Source organism: Limnohabitans sp. Rim8 (assembly GCF_943326455.1).
In the GTDB taxonomy this organism is placed as follows: Bacteria; Pseudomonadota; Gammaproteobacteria; order Burkholderiales; family Burkholderiaceae_C; genus Limnohabitans_A.
Map to the genome: position 1 here is coordinate 110,813 of NZ_CALPTI020000005.1, position 17,059 is coordinate 127,871.

Below are 17,059 nucleotides of genomic sequence, written 5' to 3' on the forward strand. Positions count from 1 at the left end.
CCAGCCGATCCAGTTCGGCGCAGACGTCGGCCATGCGGCCAGAGATCACCATTCGCCCTGAGGTTTGTGGTCCATCACCGGATTCACGGACCCTCAATACCTTGAGGCATGGGGTTTTGGGCACAGATGGCGTGACTTGGGTGACTGATGTGGGGCAACTGGCTGTTCTCGTGGCCCAACTGGGGTGAAGACGCCCCGATGACCGGGGCTTGGGTGACGATTTTGGGTGCTTAAAACCAGAGAAAGCCTTGAAAAAACCAGAAAGAGCAAGCAGAGCGATTCCCATGTGAAACCTTTCAAAAGCATGGAGGTTGGACACAGACAGGATTTCACAAGAGAGTCTTCGCGTTCAGGGCTGATCAACAGCGCCCGCCACCTGTACGCAAGACAAAATCTTTACATCAAGGCGCTGTTCCGGATCAAGCCCACTGCCAAGCCCTCGATGTCAAAGGGTTCACCCGGGTGAACATGGATCGTGGGGTAGTCGGGGTTTTCAGGGAGAAGCTCAATGCCACTGGCGGTTTTGTTGAGGCGTTTGACGGTGACTTCATCGCCCAACCGGGCAACCACAATTTGACCGCTGCGAACTTCTTTGGTGGATTTGACCGCCAAAAGATCACCGTCCATGATGCCGGCATCGCGCATGGACATGCCGCGTACTCGAAGCAGGTAGTCGGGTTGGGTCGAAAACAAGCTGCTCTCGATTTGGTAAGAACGGTCAACGTGCTCTTGGGCCAAGATGGGCGAACCCGCTGCAACCCGGCCCACCAAAGGCAGACAAAGTTGGCCCAACCCGGGCAAACTCAGGCTGAAAAGGTCGCTGTTGGCCCGTTGACTGCTGCGGTTGCTGCCTTTGAGACGAATACCGCGAGAAGTGCCGCTGACCAGTTCAATCGCACCTTTTCTGGCCAAGGCCTTGAGGTGTTCTTCGGCTGCATTGGCTGACTTGAAACCCAGAATGTTGGAGATTTCCGCACGCGTAGGAGGTGCGCCGGTATTGGCAATGGTGTTCTGGATGAGTTCCAGTATTTCTTGTTGCCGTGCGGTCAGTTTGGGGCTGTCAGTCATGGTGTTTCCTTGAATAGCTGTTTTTTCATCCAGTGACTGTATTTTTAACCAGCTTTTTGATGAATGCAAGCACTTTCAACAAAAAATTTCCATTGAGAGTCGACAGGCGGCACAAAACACCAAAGCCCCTGAACGGGGCTTTGAAGACAGGGTGCTGCGGCAGTTGCCGCATATCGCATATCGTGCAAGTCGGTTCAGGCCGCCAGCGCCCCGAAAACACGAGCGGTGATGTCTTCCACACTGCCGGTGCCGCTGATGGCACGGTATTTGGGCGCGATGCCTGTGTCGCTTCGTGCCCAAGTGGCGTAATAGTCCACCAAAGGGCGGGTCTGGGCGCTGTAAACATCCAAGCGTTTTTTGACCGTCTCTTCTTGGTCATCCGCACGTTGAACCAGAGGTTCACCCGTCACATCGTCCATGCCAGCCACTTTGGGCGGGTTGAACTTGACATGGTAAGTGCGGCCAGATGCTGGGTGTGAGCGTCGGCCGCTCATGCGTTCAATGATGGCGTCAAAAGGCACATCAATTTCAAGCACATAGTCCAGCTTCACGCCGGCGGCTTTCATGGCATCGGCCTGTGGAATGGTGCGGGGAAAACCGTCAAACAAAAAACCGTTGGCGCAGTCGCTTTGCGCGATGCGTTCTTTCACCAAGTTGATGATCAGGTCGTCGCTGACCAAACCACCGGATTCCATCACGGATTTGGCTTCCAAGCCCAATGGCGTTCCCGCTTTGACCGCAGCCCGTAGCATGTCACCGGTGGAAATTTGAGGGATGTTGAACTTCTGGCAAATGAATGTGGCTTGTGTGCCTTTGCCGGCGCCGGGTGCACCCAACAGAATCAGTCTCATGGGGAGGTCCTTGTCGTTTGTGGTTATTTTGGTCGGTCCGGCCAAAAGACCAGATCTATCTCTTTTTAAGAATATCACGCAATCCTCAAAGCTTGCTTACGAGCCGCTTCGGGTTCTGGGCTTGCAAAAACACCCGCCCATCAGCTCAGCAGTTGCCTGACGCGCTCGAGATCTTCTGGCGTATCGACACCGGGGCCGGGGGCTTGATCGGTCAAATGAACCGCAATGCCGTGGCCGTGCCACAGAGCGCGGAGCTGTTCCAGGGACTCCATGGTTTCCAAGGGTGCAGGCAGCAAATTTGGGAAAAGTGACAAAAAGCCTGACCGATAAGCGTAGATCCCGATGTGCCTCAAAGGGGCAGGGTGGGGCAAAGTTTGCATTGAACCGTCGGAGCTGCCATCTCGCCACCAGGGAATCGGTGCTCGGCTGAAATAAAGCGCCATCTGGCGGGCGTCCATCACCAACTTGACCACATTCGGGTTCATGAATTCTTGCAGCGAACCGATGGTGTGAGCCGCTGTGCTCATGCTTGCCTCAGGGCGTTGCGTCAGCAAAAAGGCGACTTCGTCGATCAGTTCTGGGCGGATCAATGGTTCATCGCCTTGCACATTGACCACCACATCGTCTGAACCCAGCCCCAGCAGTTGACAGGCCTCGGCCAATCGGTCGCTGCCGCTCAAGTGGTCTTGGCGTGTCAACAAAGCAGTCACCCCGTGCAACTGGCAGGCCTGCACGATGCGTGCATCGTCAGCAGCCACCACCACTTGTTTGGCTTGTGATTGGGCAGCGCGTTGCGCGACCCGAACCACCATGGGCAAGCCCGCAATGTCGGCCAACGGTTTGTTGGGCAGGCGACTCGAAGCCATGCGAGCCGGAATCACCACTGTGAAGGGCGACGTTGTTGGGCTTTTTTGCATGCTGATGCCTCAAAGCGGTGGGCGCAGGGCGGCCAATTTGTCGATTTCTTCGTCGCTCAAAGTGCGCGCTTCGTTTTCGAGCAAGATCGGTATGCCTTGACGAACCGGATAGGCCAAGCGGGCACTGCGCGAAAGCAATTCCTGACGCTCGAGGTCAAAATTGAGCGGGCCTTTGGTGACTGGGCAAACCAGCAATTCAAGCAATTTGATATCCATGGTGCAATGATAACGGGCGCGTCTCAGCGCTTTGGAAGAGCCCCCACCAACTGGTCAAGCGCTGACCAAAAGGCGCGCTCTGGTGTCAACTCCAAAGGGACAGCCAAGGCCAACGGCTGGTGTCGCCAAAGCTTGGCAGCGTCTTTTTCGGTGCAAAGCAAGGGATGTTGCAAGGGGGCTTTTGACCATGCGGCAAAGTCAAAGTGGTCCGGCAGCGGGGTGGTTTGGTGCAGGGTCAAACCCTTGTCGCGCAGCAAATTGAAAAACCCCTCGGGTCTGGCCAATCCGGCCAAGGCATCAACGGCTTGGCCCTTCAGGCTGTCCAGCGCCACCTGTTGCCCGTGGCCATCCACCGCCCAGTCCGCCAGCTGTCTTTGGGCTTGAAATCCACCCCCCAATTCGTTGATGCCTGTGTGCAGCAACAGGTCAACTTTTCGGGGCCAGGCCTCTCTCAAGGGGCCCGCAGGCAGCAACCAACCGTTGCCAATCCCGCGCTCGTCCATCACACAAACTTCAAGGTCTCGGGCCAAAGCCCAATGTTGCAAACCATCGTCGCAGATCAAGATGTCGGTTTCCGGGTGTGCTTGAAGCAAAGCCAGACCGACATCGGCGCGCTTGGGGCCGACCCAAACAGGCACGCCCGTCTTTTGGTGGATCAGCAGGGGTTCATCGCCCACTTCTGCGGCTGTGCTGTTTGGGAATACAGCGCGCGTTTCCTGCGTTTGTCGGCCGTGGCCCCGCGATACCACGCCGGGGTGCCAACCTTGGGCCAAAAGGTGCTGAACCATGGCCATGGTCAAAGGGGTTTTTCCTGCGCCACCGGCCACCACATTGCCCACCACCACCACTGGCACCGGCAAACGGACACTTTGAAACCAGCCGCGGCGGTACAAGCCTTGACGGATTGAAATCAAAACGGCGTAAAAAACCGACAAAGGCACGAGCAAACGGGCAAACCCATTGCGCGACTGCCACACCTTAGGCAAGTGCAGGAGCAACCAAGAGTTCAACAACACAGCCTCCCCGGCGCGTTTTGATCCACAAAGTGTGAAAATCTCAGGACAAGATGATCCATCTGGGATGAAGTGGCGAGAGGAGTAACGGACATGTTGGACTGGATTATCCGTGAACCCATGACTGCAGCGTGGATGAAAACACCCATGATTCGATGGACACCGCCCCGCTGTGGATAACTTTGTGAAAAACTTTTTTCAAGTGTGCAGTTTTGAGTACTCAGGTACAGCGCTGGAGGGTGAAATTCAAACCGATAAAATTAAAATTATTTATTAAATCAATGACTTGCATGAATTTTTTGAGACAACTTTTAAAAATCTGTTCAAACCCATCTACGCCCTTGGCTTGTGGAGTACTCTGCCAAGAGCCGCTTGATTTTTCAATTGAAATGTGTTGAAAACACCCAGCAAACCTCATCCCATGTCCGAAAACAACGATTTGACGCCGCGCGCATGGACAGTTTCTGCGCTGTGCCGCGCCGTTGCTGATTCTTTGGATGGTCAGTTCAATCCTGTCAGCGTGCGTGGCGAGATTTCGGGCTTTGCGCGCGCAGCCAGTGGGCATTGTTATTTTTCGATCAAGGACGACACGGGCCAAATCCGCTGCGCCATATTCCGACGTGCTGCCAGCTTGATGGACTTTGCCCCGCGTGACGGCGAATTGGTTGAGGTACGCGGGCGATTGGGGGTTTACGAGGCCCGGGGTGACCTGCAGTTGATCGTCGAGTCGATGGCGAGGGCCGGGCAGGGGGCTTTGTTTGAGCAGTTTTTGCGCCTCAAAGCCAAGCTCGAAGCCGAAGGCCTTTTTGATCCCGTCCACAAACGGGCTTTACCAGCCCAACCCCGTGCCATTGGGGTGGTGACATCGCTGGGCGCTGCCGCTTGGCACGATGTGATGACCGCTTTGCAGCGACGGGTTCCGCACATTCCGGTGTTGATGGCGCCAGCATGGGTTCAAGGACCTGGTGCAGCGGGCACGCTGGCGCAAGCTTTGTTGAACGTTTACGCCCTCACGGCCGAAGACAACCCGCTGTGTCCGCCGGTTGACGTCATTCTTTTGGTACGTGGCGGTGGTTCCATGGAAGACTTGTGGTCTTTCAATGACGAAAATCTGGCCCGCGTGATTGCGCAAAGCCCTGTGCCCTTGATATGCGGCGTGGGCCACGAAACCGATTTCACCATCGCCGACTTTGTGGCCGACGTGCGCGCCCCCACCCCAACCGCAGCGGCCGAGATGGCTGCGACCGATCGGAGCGTGAGCCTTGAAGCCTTGTCGGTGCTTGAGCACCGGTTGAACAGGGGTCTGCTGCGCCAGCAAGACCGTCAAGCGCAACGCTTGGACGCTGTGGCAGCCCGGTTGGGGCTGAGTTTGGTGCGCCAGCAAGAGCGCCAGAGTCAACGTCTGAGCGCCATCGCCACGCGATTGAGCCGACCACAAGCCCTGCTGGGCCAGCACACCCAGTGGCTGGACCGCTTGGCCGGTCGTTTGAACAGTGCAGTTCAAAGCCAATTGACAGGGCAAGCGCACCAATTGGACCGCTTGAATGACCGTTTAGGCTTCAACCGGGCTCAGCAGGTTCCTCAACGCGCCCAGCGTCTGGAGCGGGCCGCTTTGCGTTTGTCGTCGGTGGACCCCCACCGGGTGCTGGAGCGGGGTTACGCTTGGCTGAGCGACGACAACGGGCAGGCTTTGACCCATGCCGGGCAGTTTCAAGCGGGCCAAGCGGTTCGGGCGACTTTGGCGGATGGGGATGTGCCGCTGACCGTGACCCCTTGAGTTTTCGTTCAACAGTTAAGCCGTCGTGGGCCGAGGCCTGTGCACCTCATGAGGGAGTACCCAAAATCGGTGCCCAGGCCCCGGCCCACAATGGCTGTGGGTCATTGGGGCCCACTCGGCCAAGCCCATGTCTTTCAGATCACCATCCCTTCAGTGACCCTGAATACGGTAAGGGGCATCGCGCTCCCCTAAAATGCGTTTAGCATTTTTTCAACCCGCAACAACAAAAGGACCCCTCATGGAACACACCTTGCCCGCACTGCCTTATGCGATCGACGCTTTGGCCCCTCACTACAGCCAGGAAACCCTAGAGTTTCACCACGGCAAGCACCACAACGCCTATGTGGTGAACCTGAACAACCTGCAAAAAGGCACTGAATTCGAGAGCATGTCGCTCGAAGAGATCATCAAAAAATCCAGCGGCGGCGTGTACAACAACTCCGCCCAGATCTGGAACCACACCTTCTTCTGGAATTGCATGAAGCCCAATGGCGGCGGCGAGCCCACAGGCGCATTGGCCACAGCCATCAACACCAAGTTTGGCAGCTATGCCGCATTCAAAGAAGCCTTTGTCAAGAGCGCCGTGGGCAACTTCGGCTCCGGCTGGACTTGGCTGGTCAAGAAAGCCGACGGCTCGGTCGACATCGTCAACATGGGCGCAGCAGGCACGCCCCTGACAACAGGCGACACCGCCTTGCTCACGGTGGATGTGTGGGAACACGCTTACTACATCGACTACCGCAACATGCGCCCCAAGTTCGTCGAGACCTTCCTCGACAAGCTGGTGAACTGGTCGTTTGCCGAGAAGAACTTCGGCTGATCGACGCCATCCTCAATGCCAAAAGCCCGCTGATGCGGGCTTTTTGTTTTTTTCGCAGTGAGTTGTCGGACCTGACGGTGACGTTCTACCGTGAGGATCCGGCCCCACCCTGATCTCAGCGGAGCTCGACAATGCTCAGCGAATGTGCTCAGCGAATCATCATTCCGCCATCCGCCACCACGGTCTGCCCCGTGACGTAACGTCCCGCAGCACTCGCCAAAAACACCGCAATGCCGCCAATATCGTCCGGTTCACCCATGCGGCGCAAGGGCGTCTCGTTGTTGTATTTGGCGCTGAGCACCGGGTCTTCGTGCAGCGCCTTGGCAAAGTCCGTCTTGATCAATCCCGGAGCAATGCAATTGATGCGGATATTGTCCGGCCCCCATTCCACTGCCAAGTTGCGAGCCAACTGCATGTCAGCAGCCTTGGACAGGTTGTAAGCACCAATCACCGACGAGCCGTGCAGCCCGCCAATGGACGACACGATCACGATGGCGCCATCCTTTTGTGCCTTCATGTCGGGGTAGACCAGATTGCACAGCCAGGCATTCGACAACACGTTGTTGCGCATGACTTTGTCAAACACCTCGTCGCTCATGCCCATGGCAGGGCCGTAATAAGGGTTGGTGGCTGCATTGCAGACCAAAATATCCACGGGCCCCCATGTCTCACGGGTCTTGGTGATGAGGTTTTGCAGCTGTTCTTTGTTCGAAATGCTGGCTGCAACCGACATGGCCTCACCACCCGCGGCCAGGATCTCTTGAACCACCACCTCGCAAGCATCAAGCTTGCGGCTGGACACCACCACCTTGGCGCCCGCCTTGGCCAATTGGTGGGCGATGGACCGGCCAATGCCCCGACTGGAGCCCGTCACCACCGCCACTTTGCCTTGCAAATTGAACAACGACATGCCTGTTTCTCCTTGTTTGAATGTCTTGCAGTCTGCATCGAGGCGCTGCAGCTGTCTGTCTTGCGGGCGTCAGCCCTGCCACTGCGGCGGGGAATGGGCTGCGCCACAATCGGGTTTTTAAAAACTCATTTGAGGTCCAGGTGGAACAAGTCGATGCTGTCGTAATAGGAGCTGGCGTGATCGGCCTGGCTGTGGGTCGGGCGCTGGCGTTGTCTGGCCAAGAGGTGATGGTGCTCGAATCGGAAAACGCCATTGGCACGGGTACCAGCGCTCGCAACAGCGAAGTCATCCATGCCGGTATTTATTACCCGGCAGGTTCTCTCAAGGCGCGCTTGTGCGTACAAGGCAAACAAATGCTCTATGCCTACTGCGCCGAGAGAGGGGTGTCGCACAGTCAATTGGGCAAACTCATTGTGGCCACCCGCCCTGAGCAAGTTCAGGACTTGGACGGCATCATGCGCAAGGCCGCAGCCAACGGCGTATACGACCTGAAAAAACTCACTGCCACCGAGGCGATGGCTTTGGAGCCGGCCTTGGCCTGCGAGGCTGCTTTGCTCTCGCCCAGCTCGGGTGTGGTGGACAGCCACGGCCTGATGCTGGCCCTGCAAGGCGACATGGAAAACGCGGGTGGCCTGTTGGCGCTGGTGTCGCCAGTTCAGCACATTGGGCTGCACCAAGGCACGGCAAGCCACCCGATGCGGGTGCAAACGCAGGATGGCACACAGCTGGCTTGCCGGGTGTTGGTCAATGCGGCAGGTCTGCAGGCCGTGAATATGGCCCGCTGCATGGAAGGCCTGAACCCCGAATGGTTGCCCCAAGCGCATTACGCCAAAGGCAATTACTTCACTTTGTCGGGCAAAGCGCCGTTTTCTCGCCTGATCTACCCCGTGCCCGAAGCGGCCGGGCTGGGCGTGCACCTGACGCTCGACCTGGGAGGGCAAGCCAAGTTCGGGCCGGATGTGCAGTGGGTGACGGACCCGACCGACCTGCAAGTCGACCCCAGCCGGGGTGATGCTTTTTATGCCGAGGTGCGCAAGTATTGGCCAGGCCTGGCCGATGGGGCTTTGTTGCCCGGTTATGCCGGCATCAGGCCCAAGATCAGCGGCCCCTCTGAGGCTTCTGCCGATTTCATGATTCAAGGTCCTGCCGAGCATGGTGTGCCCGGCTTGGTGAACTTGTTGGGCATCGAGTCACCCGGTTTGACGAGTTCGCTGGCCATGGCGGCCGAAGTGGTCCGGCGCTTGTCTTGATCGGCCCCCAAAAGTCGCTTGCCACCTTCGGTGGCCATTCAGACCAGTGTGTACGAACGGTTGGGGATTCGGCTGGAACCAAAGCCTGTGGTGATCTGATGCTTCTTCGTGGAGTTTTTCCGCCCAGGGTATTGGCCTGAGCGGACTCGCCGATTTGGCGAGCGAAGCGAGTGATGAGGCGCATGCTCAAGCGCTCGGGCGCGTGTGTCAGGTTGGCTTTTGCCTTTTGGCGCGTTAAACGCTTCAGCCGATCTCTGCGATGAGTTCGATCTCGACGCAGGCCCCGAGCGGGATCTGTGCCACGCCAAAGGCGCTGCGCGCGTGCGCGCCGACCTTTGAGCTAAACACTTGGCCCAGCAACTCGCTGCAGCCGTTGGTCACCAAGTGCTGCTCGGTGAAATCGCCCGTTGAGTTGACCAGGCTCATGACTTTGACGATGCGGGTGACCTTGTTCAGGTCGCCCACTGCGGCGTGCAGCGTGCCCATCAGGTCAATGGCCACCGCACGAGCGGCCTGCTGGCCTTCGGCTGTGCTGATGTTTTTGCCCAGTTGACCCGCCCAGACTTGACCGCCTTTTTTGGCGATGTGGCCCGACAAGAACACCAAGTTGCCCGTTTGCACAAAGGGCACATAGGCCGCAGCGGGTACGGCCACGGGGGGCAATTCGATGTTCAGGGATTTCAGGGTGTCGTAAACGTTCATGGTCAACTTTCAGGAGGTGGGAATTTCAGGCGAGACGGTGTCTCAGAGGGGTGGTCGTTGAGTGTTTAAGGTTTGGGTTCAGTTCAAGGCATCCAATTCGGCTTCTTCAAAACCCGCTAGACGCCGCGCTGCCATGTTGAAGGGCGGGCGCAGTTTGGGTGCATCGTACTGTGCCATCAACTCGGCATAGTTGCGCACAGGGTCGAGGCCGCGTTCCTCGCAGAGGTGGCGGTACCAGCGGTTGCCGGCGGCCACATGACCGATTTCATCGTTCAAGATGATGTCCAAAATCTCGCCTGCCCGGTGGTCGCCCACGCTGACCAGCTTGTTTTTGACGCCCGGTGAGGCGTCCAGGCCCCGGGCTTCCATGGTGCGCGGCACGATGCCAATGCGGGCCAGGATGTCACCCTGCGTGCGCTCGGCCATGTCCCACAGGGTGTTGTGGGCCGGAAAATCGCCGTAGTCAAAACCCAGGCTGACCAAATGCTGGCGCAATAGGCTGAAGTGTTTGGCCTCCTCCTGGGCGATGCGCACCCAGTCGGTGTAAAAAGCATCGGGCATGCCTGCAAAGCGCCAGACCACGTCCAGCGCCAAATCAATGGCATTGAGCTCGATGTGTGCGATAGCGTGAACCAGCATGGCCCGGCCCTCAGAGGTGGCCATGGATTTGGCTTTGAGCTGGGTGTGCGGCACCAGCACAGGGCGGGCAGCGCGACCGGGGCCAGCAGAAGGGGCATTGAGGCTGTCTTGTGCACCCACGGGCAGGCTCAGGTCCAGCGCCAAAGTGGTTTGGGCTTTCAGGTTCGGGTCGGTTTGCGACCAAGGAATCAGGGCGGCAGAGCGCAGGGTGTGCATGGTGATCGTGGGCAGCGCCCACGGCAGGGTGTGGGCTTCCCTACAATTGTAGGTTTACAAGAAAACACAACCGACAGGAGACCGATATGGCCATTTACCAACTGGACGACCAAACCCCCGAACTCGCCGAGACGGCATGGGTGGCCGACAACGCGCAGGTCATGGGCGCGGTCAAGATTGCAGCTGATGCCAGTGTCTGGTTTGGCGTGACGGTGCGGGGTGATACCGAGACGATTGAGATAGGCGAGGGCAGCAACATCCAGGACGGCAGTGTGATGCACGCCGACCACGGCAAACCCATCAAGATCGGCAAGCACGTCACGGTGGGTCATATGGTCATGCTGCACGGCTGCACCATCGGCGATGAGTCGCTGATTGGCATTGGCGCGGTGGTGCTCAATGGCGCGAAGATCGGCAAGAACTGCCTGGTGGGCGCAGGTTCATTGGTGACTGAGGGCAAGGAGTTCCCGGATGGCTCCATGATCATGGGCACGCCGGCCAAGGTGGTGCGCGAACTCAGCCCCGAGCAGATCGAAAGCCTGCGCCAAAGCGCCAAGCATTACGTGGAAAACGCTCGGCGCTTCAAGGCGGGTCTGAAAAAAATCAGCTGACGATTCCGGTGATTTTTGTGCGGTGATTTTTTGGCCTGAACGAATACTTATTAACTTTTGAGGATCGGCCCCGTGGGGCTGTTGATTGCACTTTGTCCGAACTCCATAAATTCATTTTTGAAGGCCTGCCAGTGCGTGGCATGTTGGTGCGCCTGACCGATGCTTGGCAAGACATTCTGGCGCGCCGCGCCGCCAATTCTGAAACCGGCGCTTATCCCGCACCCGTGCGCCAGTTGTTGGGCGAGATGGCCGCAGCCGGCGTGCTGATGCAAGGCAACATCAAGTTCAATGGCGCGTTGGTGTTGCAGATTTTTGGTGATGGCCCGGTCAAGCTGGGTGTGGTTGAAGTGCAGCCCGACTTGAGCCTGCGGGCCACTTGCACCCAGGTGGGGGAGGTGGCCACAGATGCCACCCTGAGCCAAATGGTGAACGTGAACAACGGAGGGCGCTGCGCCATCACGTTGGATCCACAGGATCGCTTGCCCGGTCAGCAGCCTTATCAAGGCGTGGTGCCGCTGTTTGGTGATCGGGGGGAGAAGCTGGAGAACATCAGCGAGGTGCTGGAGCACTACATGCTGCAGTCCGAACAATTGGACACAGTGCTGGTGTTGGCGGCCGACGATAAGGTGGCGGCGGGTTTGCTGATCCAGCGCCTGCCCATCGAAGGTGAGGGCAATCTTGCCGGTAAAACCGATTCGCTCATGCGCGAGTCGGTACTGGGTTTGAGCGAAGACTTCAGTCGCATCTCGATTTTGACCAAGAGCCTCAAGCGTGAAGAGCTGCTGGGTTTGGATGCCGAAACGATTTTGCACCGTTTGTATTGGGAAGAGCCCTTGGCCCGGTTTGAACCGTTCATGGGCGAGACTGGCCCCCGCTTTGCCTGCCGATGCAACCGCGAACGCGTGGGCAACATGATTCGCAGCTTGGGCACCGAAGAGGTGGAAGGCATCATCGCCGAGCAGGGCCAAGTGGAAGTGGGCTGCGACTTTTGCGGTGCGCAATACCGCTTTGACCCGGTCGATGCAGCGGGTCTTTTTACCGGTCTGCCTGCCGACTTACCACCAGGCGCAGTGCACTGAGGCCAGCGCTCAGCCAGCACGTTTGGCCAGCAAGCCCGTGAACAATTTGTGCTCGCAGGCTGGATCGCTGCAGTCGTTGCATTGCCACACATCGCGCCCGCGGTTGATGTTGAATTGAGCGCTTTCCCGCTCTAGCCAAGCGGCGTCTGTTTGGCACGCCAAATCCAAAGCCAGCAAGGCGTTGCTCAGACGGTCAAGGCCTTTGCCGTAGATCACTGTGAAAGGGGCCTGTGTGTTGACCAGTGCTTGTCGCAAGCGTTTGTCTTCGCCATCCTGTTCAGGGCCAAGGCCAGGTAAATCCAATCCCATCAACAATGTGATGGTTTCAGGGCTTGGGTGGGGCGCAGGCTCTTGGGACTCCGAAATCACCCAATGGTCTTGGAGCCCACTGGCTTGCAAGGCGCTGATCAAAGCCCGGGCGAGCCAAGATTTGCCGCTTCCTTGAGCGCCCAGGATATCCACAGACCTGAGGGTCATCGTGACAGGTCAGCCAATACAGCTGATGTGGCCATCACTTGGCGACTTGAACGAAGACTTCGTTGGTTTTGACCATGCCCAGCTCATTTCGGGCACGTTCTTCGACCATGTTGAGGCCTTGTTTCAAGTCGGTGACCTCGGCGCTCAGTTGCTCCATCTTGAGCCGTGCTTCCTCGTTGGCCAGTTTTTGCTGGTCTAACTCTAGGCGCAAGGCGTTGACATGGGGCAAGCTGCCTTGCCCAAACCACAGCTGCACTTGAACAATTGCCAGCAAGGCAAATAGCACGGCAGGGATCAAGCGGTTGCCCATGGTGGAATCGTTTTAGCGCAAGTTGTAGAAAGCTGAACGGCCTGGGTACACGGCCACGTCGCCCAAGTCTTCTTCGATGCGCAGCAACTGGTTGTACTTGGCCATGCGGTCTGATCTGCTCATGGAGCCGGTTTTGATCTGACCGGCATTGAGGCCCACGGCGATGTCGGCAATGGTGCTGTCTTCGGTCTCGCCAGAGCGGTGAGAGATCACGGCGGTGTAACCAGCGCGTTTGGCCATCTCGATGGCGGCAAAGGTTTCAGTCAGAGTGCCGATCTGGTTGATCTTGATCAGGATCGAGTTGGCGATGCCTTTGTCGATGCCTTCTTTGAGGATCTTGGTGTTGGTCACGAACAGGTCGTCACCCACGATTTGCACGTTCTTGGCCAAGCGATCGGTCAGGATTTTCCAGCCGTCCCAATCGCCCTCGGCCATGCCGTCTTCGATGCTGATGATGGGGTACTTGTCACACCAGGTGGCCAGCATGTCGGTCCACTGTTCAGACGTCAGGCTGATGCCGCCTTCGCCAGCCAACACGTAGTGGCCGTCTTTGTAGAACTCGCTGGCCGCACAGTCCAGACCAATGGCGATCTGCTCGCCAGCGGTGTAACCGGCGGCGGCAATCGCGTCGAGCACCATTTGGATGGCCGCTTCGTGGCTGTCGATGTTGGGGGCAAAGCCGCCTTCGTCGCCCACGGCAATGCTCATGCCCTTGTCGTGGATGATTTTCTTCAGGGCATGGAACACCTCAGCGCCCCAGCGCACAGCCTCGCGGAACGACGGTGCGCCCACGGGGATGATCATGAACTCTTGCAAGTCCAGGTTGTTGTTGGCGTGTGCGCCACCGTTGATGACGTTCATCATGGGGACGGGCATTTGGTTGGCGTTCATGCCGCCAAAGTAGCGGTACAGGGGCAGGCCGGACTCTTCGGCCGCAGCGCGGGCTACGGCCATGGACACGGCCAACATGGCGTTGGCACCCAGGCGGCTCTTGTTGTCGGTGCCGTCCAAGTCGATCAGGGTGCGGTCTAAAAAGGCTTGCTCGGAGGCGTCCAGACCCAGTACGGCTTCACTGATTTCAGTGTTGATGTGTTCCACAGCTTTGAGCACGCCTTTACCCAAGTAGCGGGTTTTGTCGCCGTCGCGCAGTTCGATCGCTTCGCGGCTGCCGGTGGATGCGCCCGACGGGACAGCAGCGCGGCCCATGACGCCAGACTCCAGCAACACGTCGCATTCGACGGTGGGGTTGCCACGGCTGTCGAGGATTTCACGGCCGACGATATCAACGATTGCACTCATTTTTGAACTCTCTCAATTTAAAAATAAAACGGGTTTACAAAGCCAGTGGCTCAAACGCCTTCAACGGCCACCATGCGCATGATGGCTGCGCCTTCTCGGGCTTCACGGGCTTTGAGGTATTCGGGCAGTTCGTAAAAAGCCTTGGCGGCTTCAAAAGAGGTGAACTTCAGGACGACGATGCGCTCGGGTGCCCAGTCGCCCTCGAGCACCTGGACTTGACCGCCGCGAACGCAGACTTCAGCACCGGCGGTTTTCATGGCGGCGGTGGACCATTTTTTGTATTCTTCGTACTGCACCGGGTTGGTCACCTGAACGTGGGCAATGATGTAGCCGCTCATGAAAAGTCTTCCTCTAAAAATGGGTTCTTTTTGGTGACGGCATCGAGCTGAACCAAGGTTTCCAGCAAGGCGCGCATTTTGCCCAGCGGCACCGCATTGGGGCCGTCTGACCAAGCCTCTTGAGGCTTGGGGTGGGTTTCCATGAAGAGACCCGCCACACCTGCGGCCACGCCTGCACGTGCCAGCACTGGGACCATCTCACGGGCACCGCCGCTGCTGGTGCCCTGACCGCCCGGCTTTTGCACCGAGTGGGTCACGTCAAACACCACGGGGGCGCCTGTTTTGCGCATTTCGGCCAAGCTGGTCATGTCGGCCACCAGGTTGTTGTAGCCAAAGCTCACACCGCGCTCGCAGGCCAAAAAGTTGTCCTCTGGTAAACCCGCTTCACGCGCTGCGCTGCGGGCTTTGTCGATGACGTTTTTCATGTCCCAAGGGGCTAAAAACTGGCCCTTCTTGATGTTGACCGGTCTGCCCGACTGGGCCACTGCGCGGATGAAGTCGGTTTGTCGGCACAAAAACGCGGGGGTCTGCAACACGTCAACCACGCTGGCCACGGTCTTGACCTGAGATTCGTCATGCACATCGGTGAGGATAGGCACGCCGATTTGGCGACGCACTTCGTCCAAAATTTTGAGGCCAACGTCGATGCCCACGCCGCGCTGTGTGTTGCCAGAAGACCGGTTGGCTTTGTCGAACGAGCCTTTGTAAATGAAGGGGATGCCCAATGCCGTGCAGGTCTCTTTGAGGCGACCAGCCACCTCAATGGACATCTCCAGACCTTCGATGGAGCAGGTGCCTGCAATCAAAAAGAACGGGTGGTTCAGGCCGACGTCGAATCCGCAGAGTTTCATGGCGTGCTCCTGTGCGTTGGGTTGAATCAGGCGGCTGCCTTGTGTTCGACAGACGCTTTGACGAATGCATTGAACAGGGGGTGGCCATCCCAGGGCGTGGACTTGAATTCGGGGTGAAACTGCACGCCCACATACCAGGGGTGCACGTTTTGTGGCAACTCAACGATTTCTGTCAGTTGCTCGCGCTGGGTCAAGGCCGAGATCACCAAGCCTGCTTTGCGCAAGTCGTTCAGGTAATTCACGTTGGCTTCATAGCGGTGGCGGTGGCGCTCAGTGACCACGTCGCCGTAAATTTGGTGGGCCAGTGTGCCTTTGGCGACGTCCGAACTTTGTGCGCCCAGGCGCATGGTGCCGCCCAAGTCGGAGTTGGCATCGCGCACCTGGATGGAGCCATCGGCATCTTTCCACTCGTTGATCAGGGCAATCACGGGAAAGGGCGTTTCGGGTTCAAATTCGGTGCTGTTGGCGTCCTTCATGCCGGCCACATGGCGGGCGTATTCGATGGTGGCCACTTGCATGCCCAAGCAAATCCCCAAATAGGGCAGCTTGTGGGTCCGTGCAAATTGTGCGGTTTCGATCTTGCCTTCGACACCGCGTTTGCCAAAGCCGCCAGGCACCAAGATGCCGTCGTAACGGGCCAAGCTGGCCACGGTCTCTGGGGTGATGGTTTCGGAGTCAATGTGTTCGATTTTGACGCGCACATGGTTGCGCATGCCTGCGTGGCGCAGTGCCTCGTTGACCGATTTGTAGCTGTCTGACAGCTCCACATACTTGCCAACCATGGCGATCGTGACTTCACCTTGGGGGTGTTCGGTGTCGTGAACCAGATCGTCCCAGCGCTTGAGGTTGGCGGGCTGGGTGTTCAGACGCAGCTTGTCGCAAATCAAACCGTCCAAGCCTTGTTCATGCAGCACGCGGGGCACTTTGTAGATGGTGTCCACGTCGGGCATGGAGATCACGCCCCAGCTTTGCACGTTGGTGAACAGGGAAATCTTGTCGCGTTCGTCGTCCGGGATGTAGCGGTCGGCGCGGCAGAGCAGCGCATCAGGCTGGATACCGATTTCACGCAATTTTTGTACCGTATGCTGGGTGGGTTTGGTCTTGAGTTCGCCGGCTGCCGCGATCCAGGGCACATAAGTCAGGTGCACAAAGGCCGAGTTGTTGGGCCCCATGCGCAAGCTGAGTTGGCGCACGGCCTCTAAGAAGGGCAGCGATTCGATGTCGCCCACGGTGCCGCCGATCTCCACAATGGCCACATCGACCGCTTCGGGGGTTCCAAAACCAGCACCCCGTTTGACAAAGTCTTGAATTTCGTTGGTGACGTGAGGGATGACCTGCACGGTCTTGCCCAAGTAATCGCCACGGCGTTCTTTCTCGAGCACGCTTTTGTAAATCTGGCCCGTGGTGAAGTTGTTGGCTTTCTTCATCCGGGTGTTGATGAAGCGCTCATAGTGTCCCAAATCAAGGTCAGTTTCCGCGCCGTCGTCGGTCACAAAAACCTCGCCATGTTGGATCGGCGACATGGTGCCGGGGTCCACATTGAGGTAGGGGTCGAGCTTGATGAGGGTGACAGACAGGCCGCGCGATTCAAGGAGGGCGGCGAGCGATGCGGAGGCGATTCCCTTGCCCAGGGAAGACACCACACCGCCGGTGACGAAGACAAATTTGGTCATGTCCAAGACGGGAGCATTCAGCTCCCGGTAGGTGGAAATCGT

The 17,059-nt window shown here is 58.0% G+C and carries 19 protein-coding genes; 5 read left to right on the forward strand and 14 right to left on the reverse strand.

Features of this window, described 5'->3' with window-relative positions; all coding sequences use genetic code 11:
- Window positions 1-396 precede the first annotated feature (396 nt).
- The 5 genes from lexA to lpxK all read right to left on the reverse strand — a co-directional run bounded on the left by lexA (window position 397) and on the right by lpxK (window position 4,068).
- A complete protein-coding gene (gene lexA / locus Q1M54_RS05315) occupies window positions 397-1,068 on the reverse strand; it encodes a transcriptional repressor LexA (protein WP_300554862.1) in 672 nt (223 codons plus the stop codon).
- Window positions 1,069-1,262: 194 nt separating this feature from the next.
- Window positions 1,263-1,919, reverse strand: a complete 657-nt coding sequence (gene adk, locus Q1M54_RS05320) for an adenylate kinase (RefSeq protein ID WP_300554864.1) — start codon at window positions 1,917-1,919, stop codon at window positions 1,263-1,265.
- Between the two features lie 140 nt (window positions 1,920-2,059).
- Entirely contained in the window at window positions 2,060-2,836 is a 777-nt protein-coding gene (gene kdsB / locus Q1M54_RS05325; RefSeq protein WP_300554867.1) for a 3-deoxy-manno-octulosonate cytidylyltransferase, read from the reverse strand.
- A 9-nt stretch (window positions 2,837-2,845) separates the two neighbouring features.
- Window positions 2,846-3,052, reverse strand: a complete 207-nt coding sequence (locus tag Q1M54_RS05330) for a Trm112 family protein (RefSeq protein ID WP_300554870.1) — start codon at window positions 3,050-3,052, stop codon at window positions 2,846-2,848.
- Window positions 3,053-3,075: 23 nt separating this feature from the next.
- Window positions 3,076-4,068, reverse strand: coding sequence for a tetraacyldisaccharide 4'-kinase (gene lpxK / locus Q1M54_RS05335; protein ID WP_300554873.1), 993 nt, complete (start codon window positions 4,066-4,068; stop codon window positions 3,076-3,078).
- A gap of 418 nt (window positions 4,069-4,486) precedes the next feature.
- On the opposite strand from lpxK, the gene xseA reads away from it, so the two are divergent.
- Both xseA and Q1M54_RS05345 read left to right on the forward strand, forming a co-directional pair.
- Entirely contained in the window at window positions 4,487-5,842 is a 1,356-nt protein-coding gene (gene xseA, locus Q1M54_RS05340; protein WP_300554875.1) for an exodeoxyribonuclease VII large subunit, read from the forward strand.
- 238 nt (window positions 5,843-6,080) lie between these two features.
- On the forward strand, window positions 6,081-6,662 hold the full coding sequence (locus Q1M54_RS05345) for a Fe-Mn family superoxide dismutase (RefSeq protein WP_300554877.1): 582 nt from the start codon (window positions 6,081-6,083) through the stop codon (window positions 6,660-6,662).
- Between the two features lie 148 nt (window positions 6,663-6,810).
- Here Q1M54_RS05345 and Q1M54_RS05350 read toward each other — a convergent pair whose 3' ends face one another.
- Window positions 6,811-7,572 carry an SDR family oxidoreductase gene (locus Q1M54_RS05350; protein WP_300554880.1) on the reverse strand — a complete coding sequence of 254 codons (762 nt, stop codon included), beginning with the start codon at window positions 7,570-7,572 and terminating at the stop codon, window positions 6,811-6,813.
- A gap of 140 nt (window positions 7,573-7,712) precedes the next feature.
- On the opposite strand from Q1M54_RS05350, the gene Q1M54_RS05355 reads away from it, so the two are divergent.
- On the forward strand, window positions 7,713-8,822 hold the full coding sequence (locus Q1M54_RS05355) for an NAD(P)/FAD-dependent oxidoreductase (protein WP_300554883.1): 1,110 nt from the start codon (window positions 7,713-7,715) through the stop codon (window positions 8,820-8,822).
- A 243-nt stretch (window positions 8,823-9,065) separates the two neighbouring features.
- On the opposite strand, the gene Q1M54_RS05360 is transcribed toward Q1M54_RS05355, so the two are convergent.
- Both Q1M54_RS05360 and Q1M54_RS05365 read right to left on the reverse strand, forming a co-directional pair.
- Window positions 9,066-9,524: a RidA family protein gene (locus Q1M54_RS05360; RefSeq protein ID WP_300554886.1), complete on the reverse strand. Its 459-nt coding sequence runs from the start codon at window positions 9,522-9,524 to the stop codon at window positions 9,066-9,068.
- A gap of 78 nt (window positions 9,525-9,602) precedes the next feature.
- Window positions 9,603-10,379: a ferritin-like domain-containing protein gene (locus tag Q1M54_RS05365; protein ID WP_300554889.1), complete on the reverse strand. Its 777-nt coding sequence runs from the start codon at window positions 10,377-10,379 to the stop codon at window positions 9,603-9,605.
- Window positions 10,380-10,465: 86 nt separating this feature from the next.
- Between Q1M54_RS05365 and Q1M54_RS05370 the strand changes: the two genes are divergently transcribed.
- Together Q1M54_RS05370 and Q1M54_RS05375 are read left to right on the forward strand one after the other, a co-directional pair.
- Window positions 10,466-10,990 (forward strand): gamma carbonic anhydrase family protein, encoded by a 525-nt coding sequence (locus Q1M54_RS05370; RefSeq protein ID WP_300554892.1) that lies wholly within the window; start codon window positions 10,466-10,468, stop codon window positions 10,988-10,990.
- A 92-nt stretch (window positions 10,991-11,082) separates the two neighbouring features.
- Complete coding sequence (locus Q1M54_RS05375; protein ID WP_300554895.1) at window positions 11,083-12,069, forward strand: Hsp33 family molecular chaperone HslO; 987 nt, start codon at window positions 11,083-11,085, stop codon at window positions 12,067-12,069.
- A 9-nt stretch (window positions 12,070-12,078) separates the two neighbouring features.
- Here Q1M54_RS05375 and Q1M54_RS05380 read toward each other — a convergent pair whose 3' ends face one another.
- The 6 genes from Q1M54_RS05380 to Q1M54_RS05405 are packed head-to-tail and all read right to left on the reverse strand — an operon-like array spanning window position 12,079 to window position 17,017.
- Window positions 12,079-12,546: a hypothetical protein gene (locus Q1M54_RS05380; RefSeq protein ID WP_300554899.1), complete on the reverse strand. Its 468-nt coding sequence runs from the start codon at window positions 12,544-12,546 to the stop codon at window positions 12,079-12,081.
- Window positions 12,547-12,580: 34 nt separating this feature from the next.
- Window positions 12,581-12,856 carry a septum formation initiator family protein gene (locus tag Q1M54_RS05385; protein WP_300554902.1) on the reverse strand — a complete coding sequence of 92 codons (276 nt, stop codon included), beginning with the start codon at window positions 12,854-12,856 and terminating at the stop codon, window positions 12,581-12,583.
- Between the two features lie 12 nt (window positions 12,857-12,868).
- Window positions 12,869-14,155, reverse strand: coding sequence for a phosphopyruvate hydratase (eno, locus tag Q1M54_RS05390; RefSeq protein WP_300554905.1), 1,287 nt, complete (start codon window positions 14,153-14,155; stop codon window positions 12,869-12,871).
- A gap of 50 nt (window positions 14,156-14,205) precedes the next feature.
- Window positions 14,206-14,493: a DUF1330 domain-containing protein gene (locus Q1M54_RS05395; protein WP_300554908.1), complete on the reverse strand. Its 288-nt coding sequence runs from the start codon at window positions 14,491-14,493 to the stop codon at window positions 14,206-14,208.
- Complete coding sequence (kdsA, locus tag Q1M54_RS05400) at window positions 14,490-15,344, reverse strand: 3-deoxy-8-phosphooctulonate synthase (RefSeq protein ID WP_300554911.1); 855 nt, start codon at window positions 15,342-15,344, stop codon at window positions 14,490-14,492. The genes Q1M54_RS05395 and kdsA overlap by 4 nt, the downstream gene beginning before the upstream one ends.
- Before the next feature lie 26 nt (window positions 15,345-15,370).
- The gene (locus tag Q1M54_RS05405) at window positions 15,371-17,017 is read right to left on the reverse strand and encodes a CTP synthase (RefSeq protein WP_300554913.1); all 1,647 of its coding nucleotides are present in this window, start codon (window positions 17,015-17,017) and stop codon (window positions 15,371-15,373) included.
- Between the last annotated feature and the right edge of the window lie 42 nt (window positions 17,018-17,059).

Excerpts from the sequence above, each read along its gene's own strand:
- Q1M54_RS05370 (WP_300554892.1), top strand. The coding sequence starts at position 10,466 with ATGGCCATTTACCAACTGGACGACCAAACCCCCGAACTCGCCGAGACG.
- Q1M54_RS05385 (WP_300554902.1), bottom strand. The coding sequence starts at position 12,856 with ATGGGCAACCGCTTGATCCCTGCCGTGCTATTTGCCTTGCTGGCAATT.
- Q1M54_RS05360 (WP_300554886.1), bottom strand. The coding sequence starts at position 9,524 with ATGAACGTTTACGACACCCTGAAATCCCTGAACATCGAATTGCCCCCC.
- Q1M54_RS05405 (WP_300554913.1), bottom strand. The coding sequence starts at position 17,017 with ATGACCAAATTTGTCTTCGTCACCGGCGGTGTGGTGTCTTCCCTGGGC.
- Q1M54_RS05345 (WP_300554877.1), top strand. The coding sequence starts at position 6,081 with ATGGAACACACCTTGCCCGCACTGCCTTATGCGATCGACGCTTTGGCC.
- kdsB (WP_300554867.1), bottom strand. The coding sequence starts at position 2,836 with ATGCAAAAAAGCCCAACAACGTCGCCCTTCACAGTGGTGATTCCGGCT.
- lexA (WP_300554862.1), bottom strand. The coding sequence starts at position 1,068 with ATGACTGACAGCCCCAAACTGACCGCACGGCAACAAGAAATACTGGAA.
- Q1M54_RS05395 (WP_300554908.1), bottom strand. The coding sequence starts at position 14,493 with ATGAGCGGCTACATCATTGCCCACGTTCAGGTGACCAACCCGGTGCAG.
- Q1M54_RS05365 (WP_300554889.1), bottom strand. The coding sequence starts at position 10,379 with ATGCACACCCTGCGCTCTGCCGCCCTGATTCCTTGGTCGCAAACCGAC.
- Q1M54_RS05330 (WP_300554870.1), bottom strand. The coding sequence starts at position 3,052 with ATGGATATCAAATTGCTTGAATTGCTGGTTTGCCCAGTCACCAAAGGC.
- eno (WP_300554905.1), bottom strand. The coding sequence starts at position 14,155 with ATGAGTGCAATCGTTGATATCGTCGGCCGTGAAATCCTCGACAGCCGT.
- Q1M54_RS05350 (WP_300554880.1), bottom strand. The coding sequence starts at position 7,572 with ATGTCGTTGTTCAATTTGCAAGGCAAAGTGGCGGTGGTGACGGGCTCC.
- xseA (WP_300554875.1), top strand. The coding sequence starts at position 4,487 with ATGTCCGAAAACAACGATTTGACGCCGCGCGCATGGACAGTTTCTGCG.
- Q1M54_RS05380 (WP_300554899.1), bottom strand. The coding sequence starts at position 12,546 with ATGACCCTCAGGTCTGTGGATATCCTGGGCGCTCAAGGAAGCGGCAAA.
- kdsA (WP_300554911.1), bottom strand. The coding sequence starts at position 15,344 with ATGAAACTCTGCGGATTCGACGTCGGCCTGAACCACCCGTTCTTTTTG.
- adk (WP_300554864.1), bottom strand. The coding sequence starts at position 1,919 with ATGAGACTGATTCTGTTGGGTGCACCCGGCGCCGGCAAAGGCACACAA.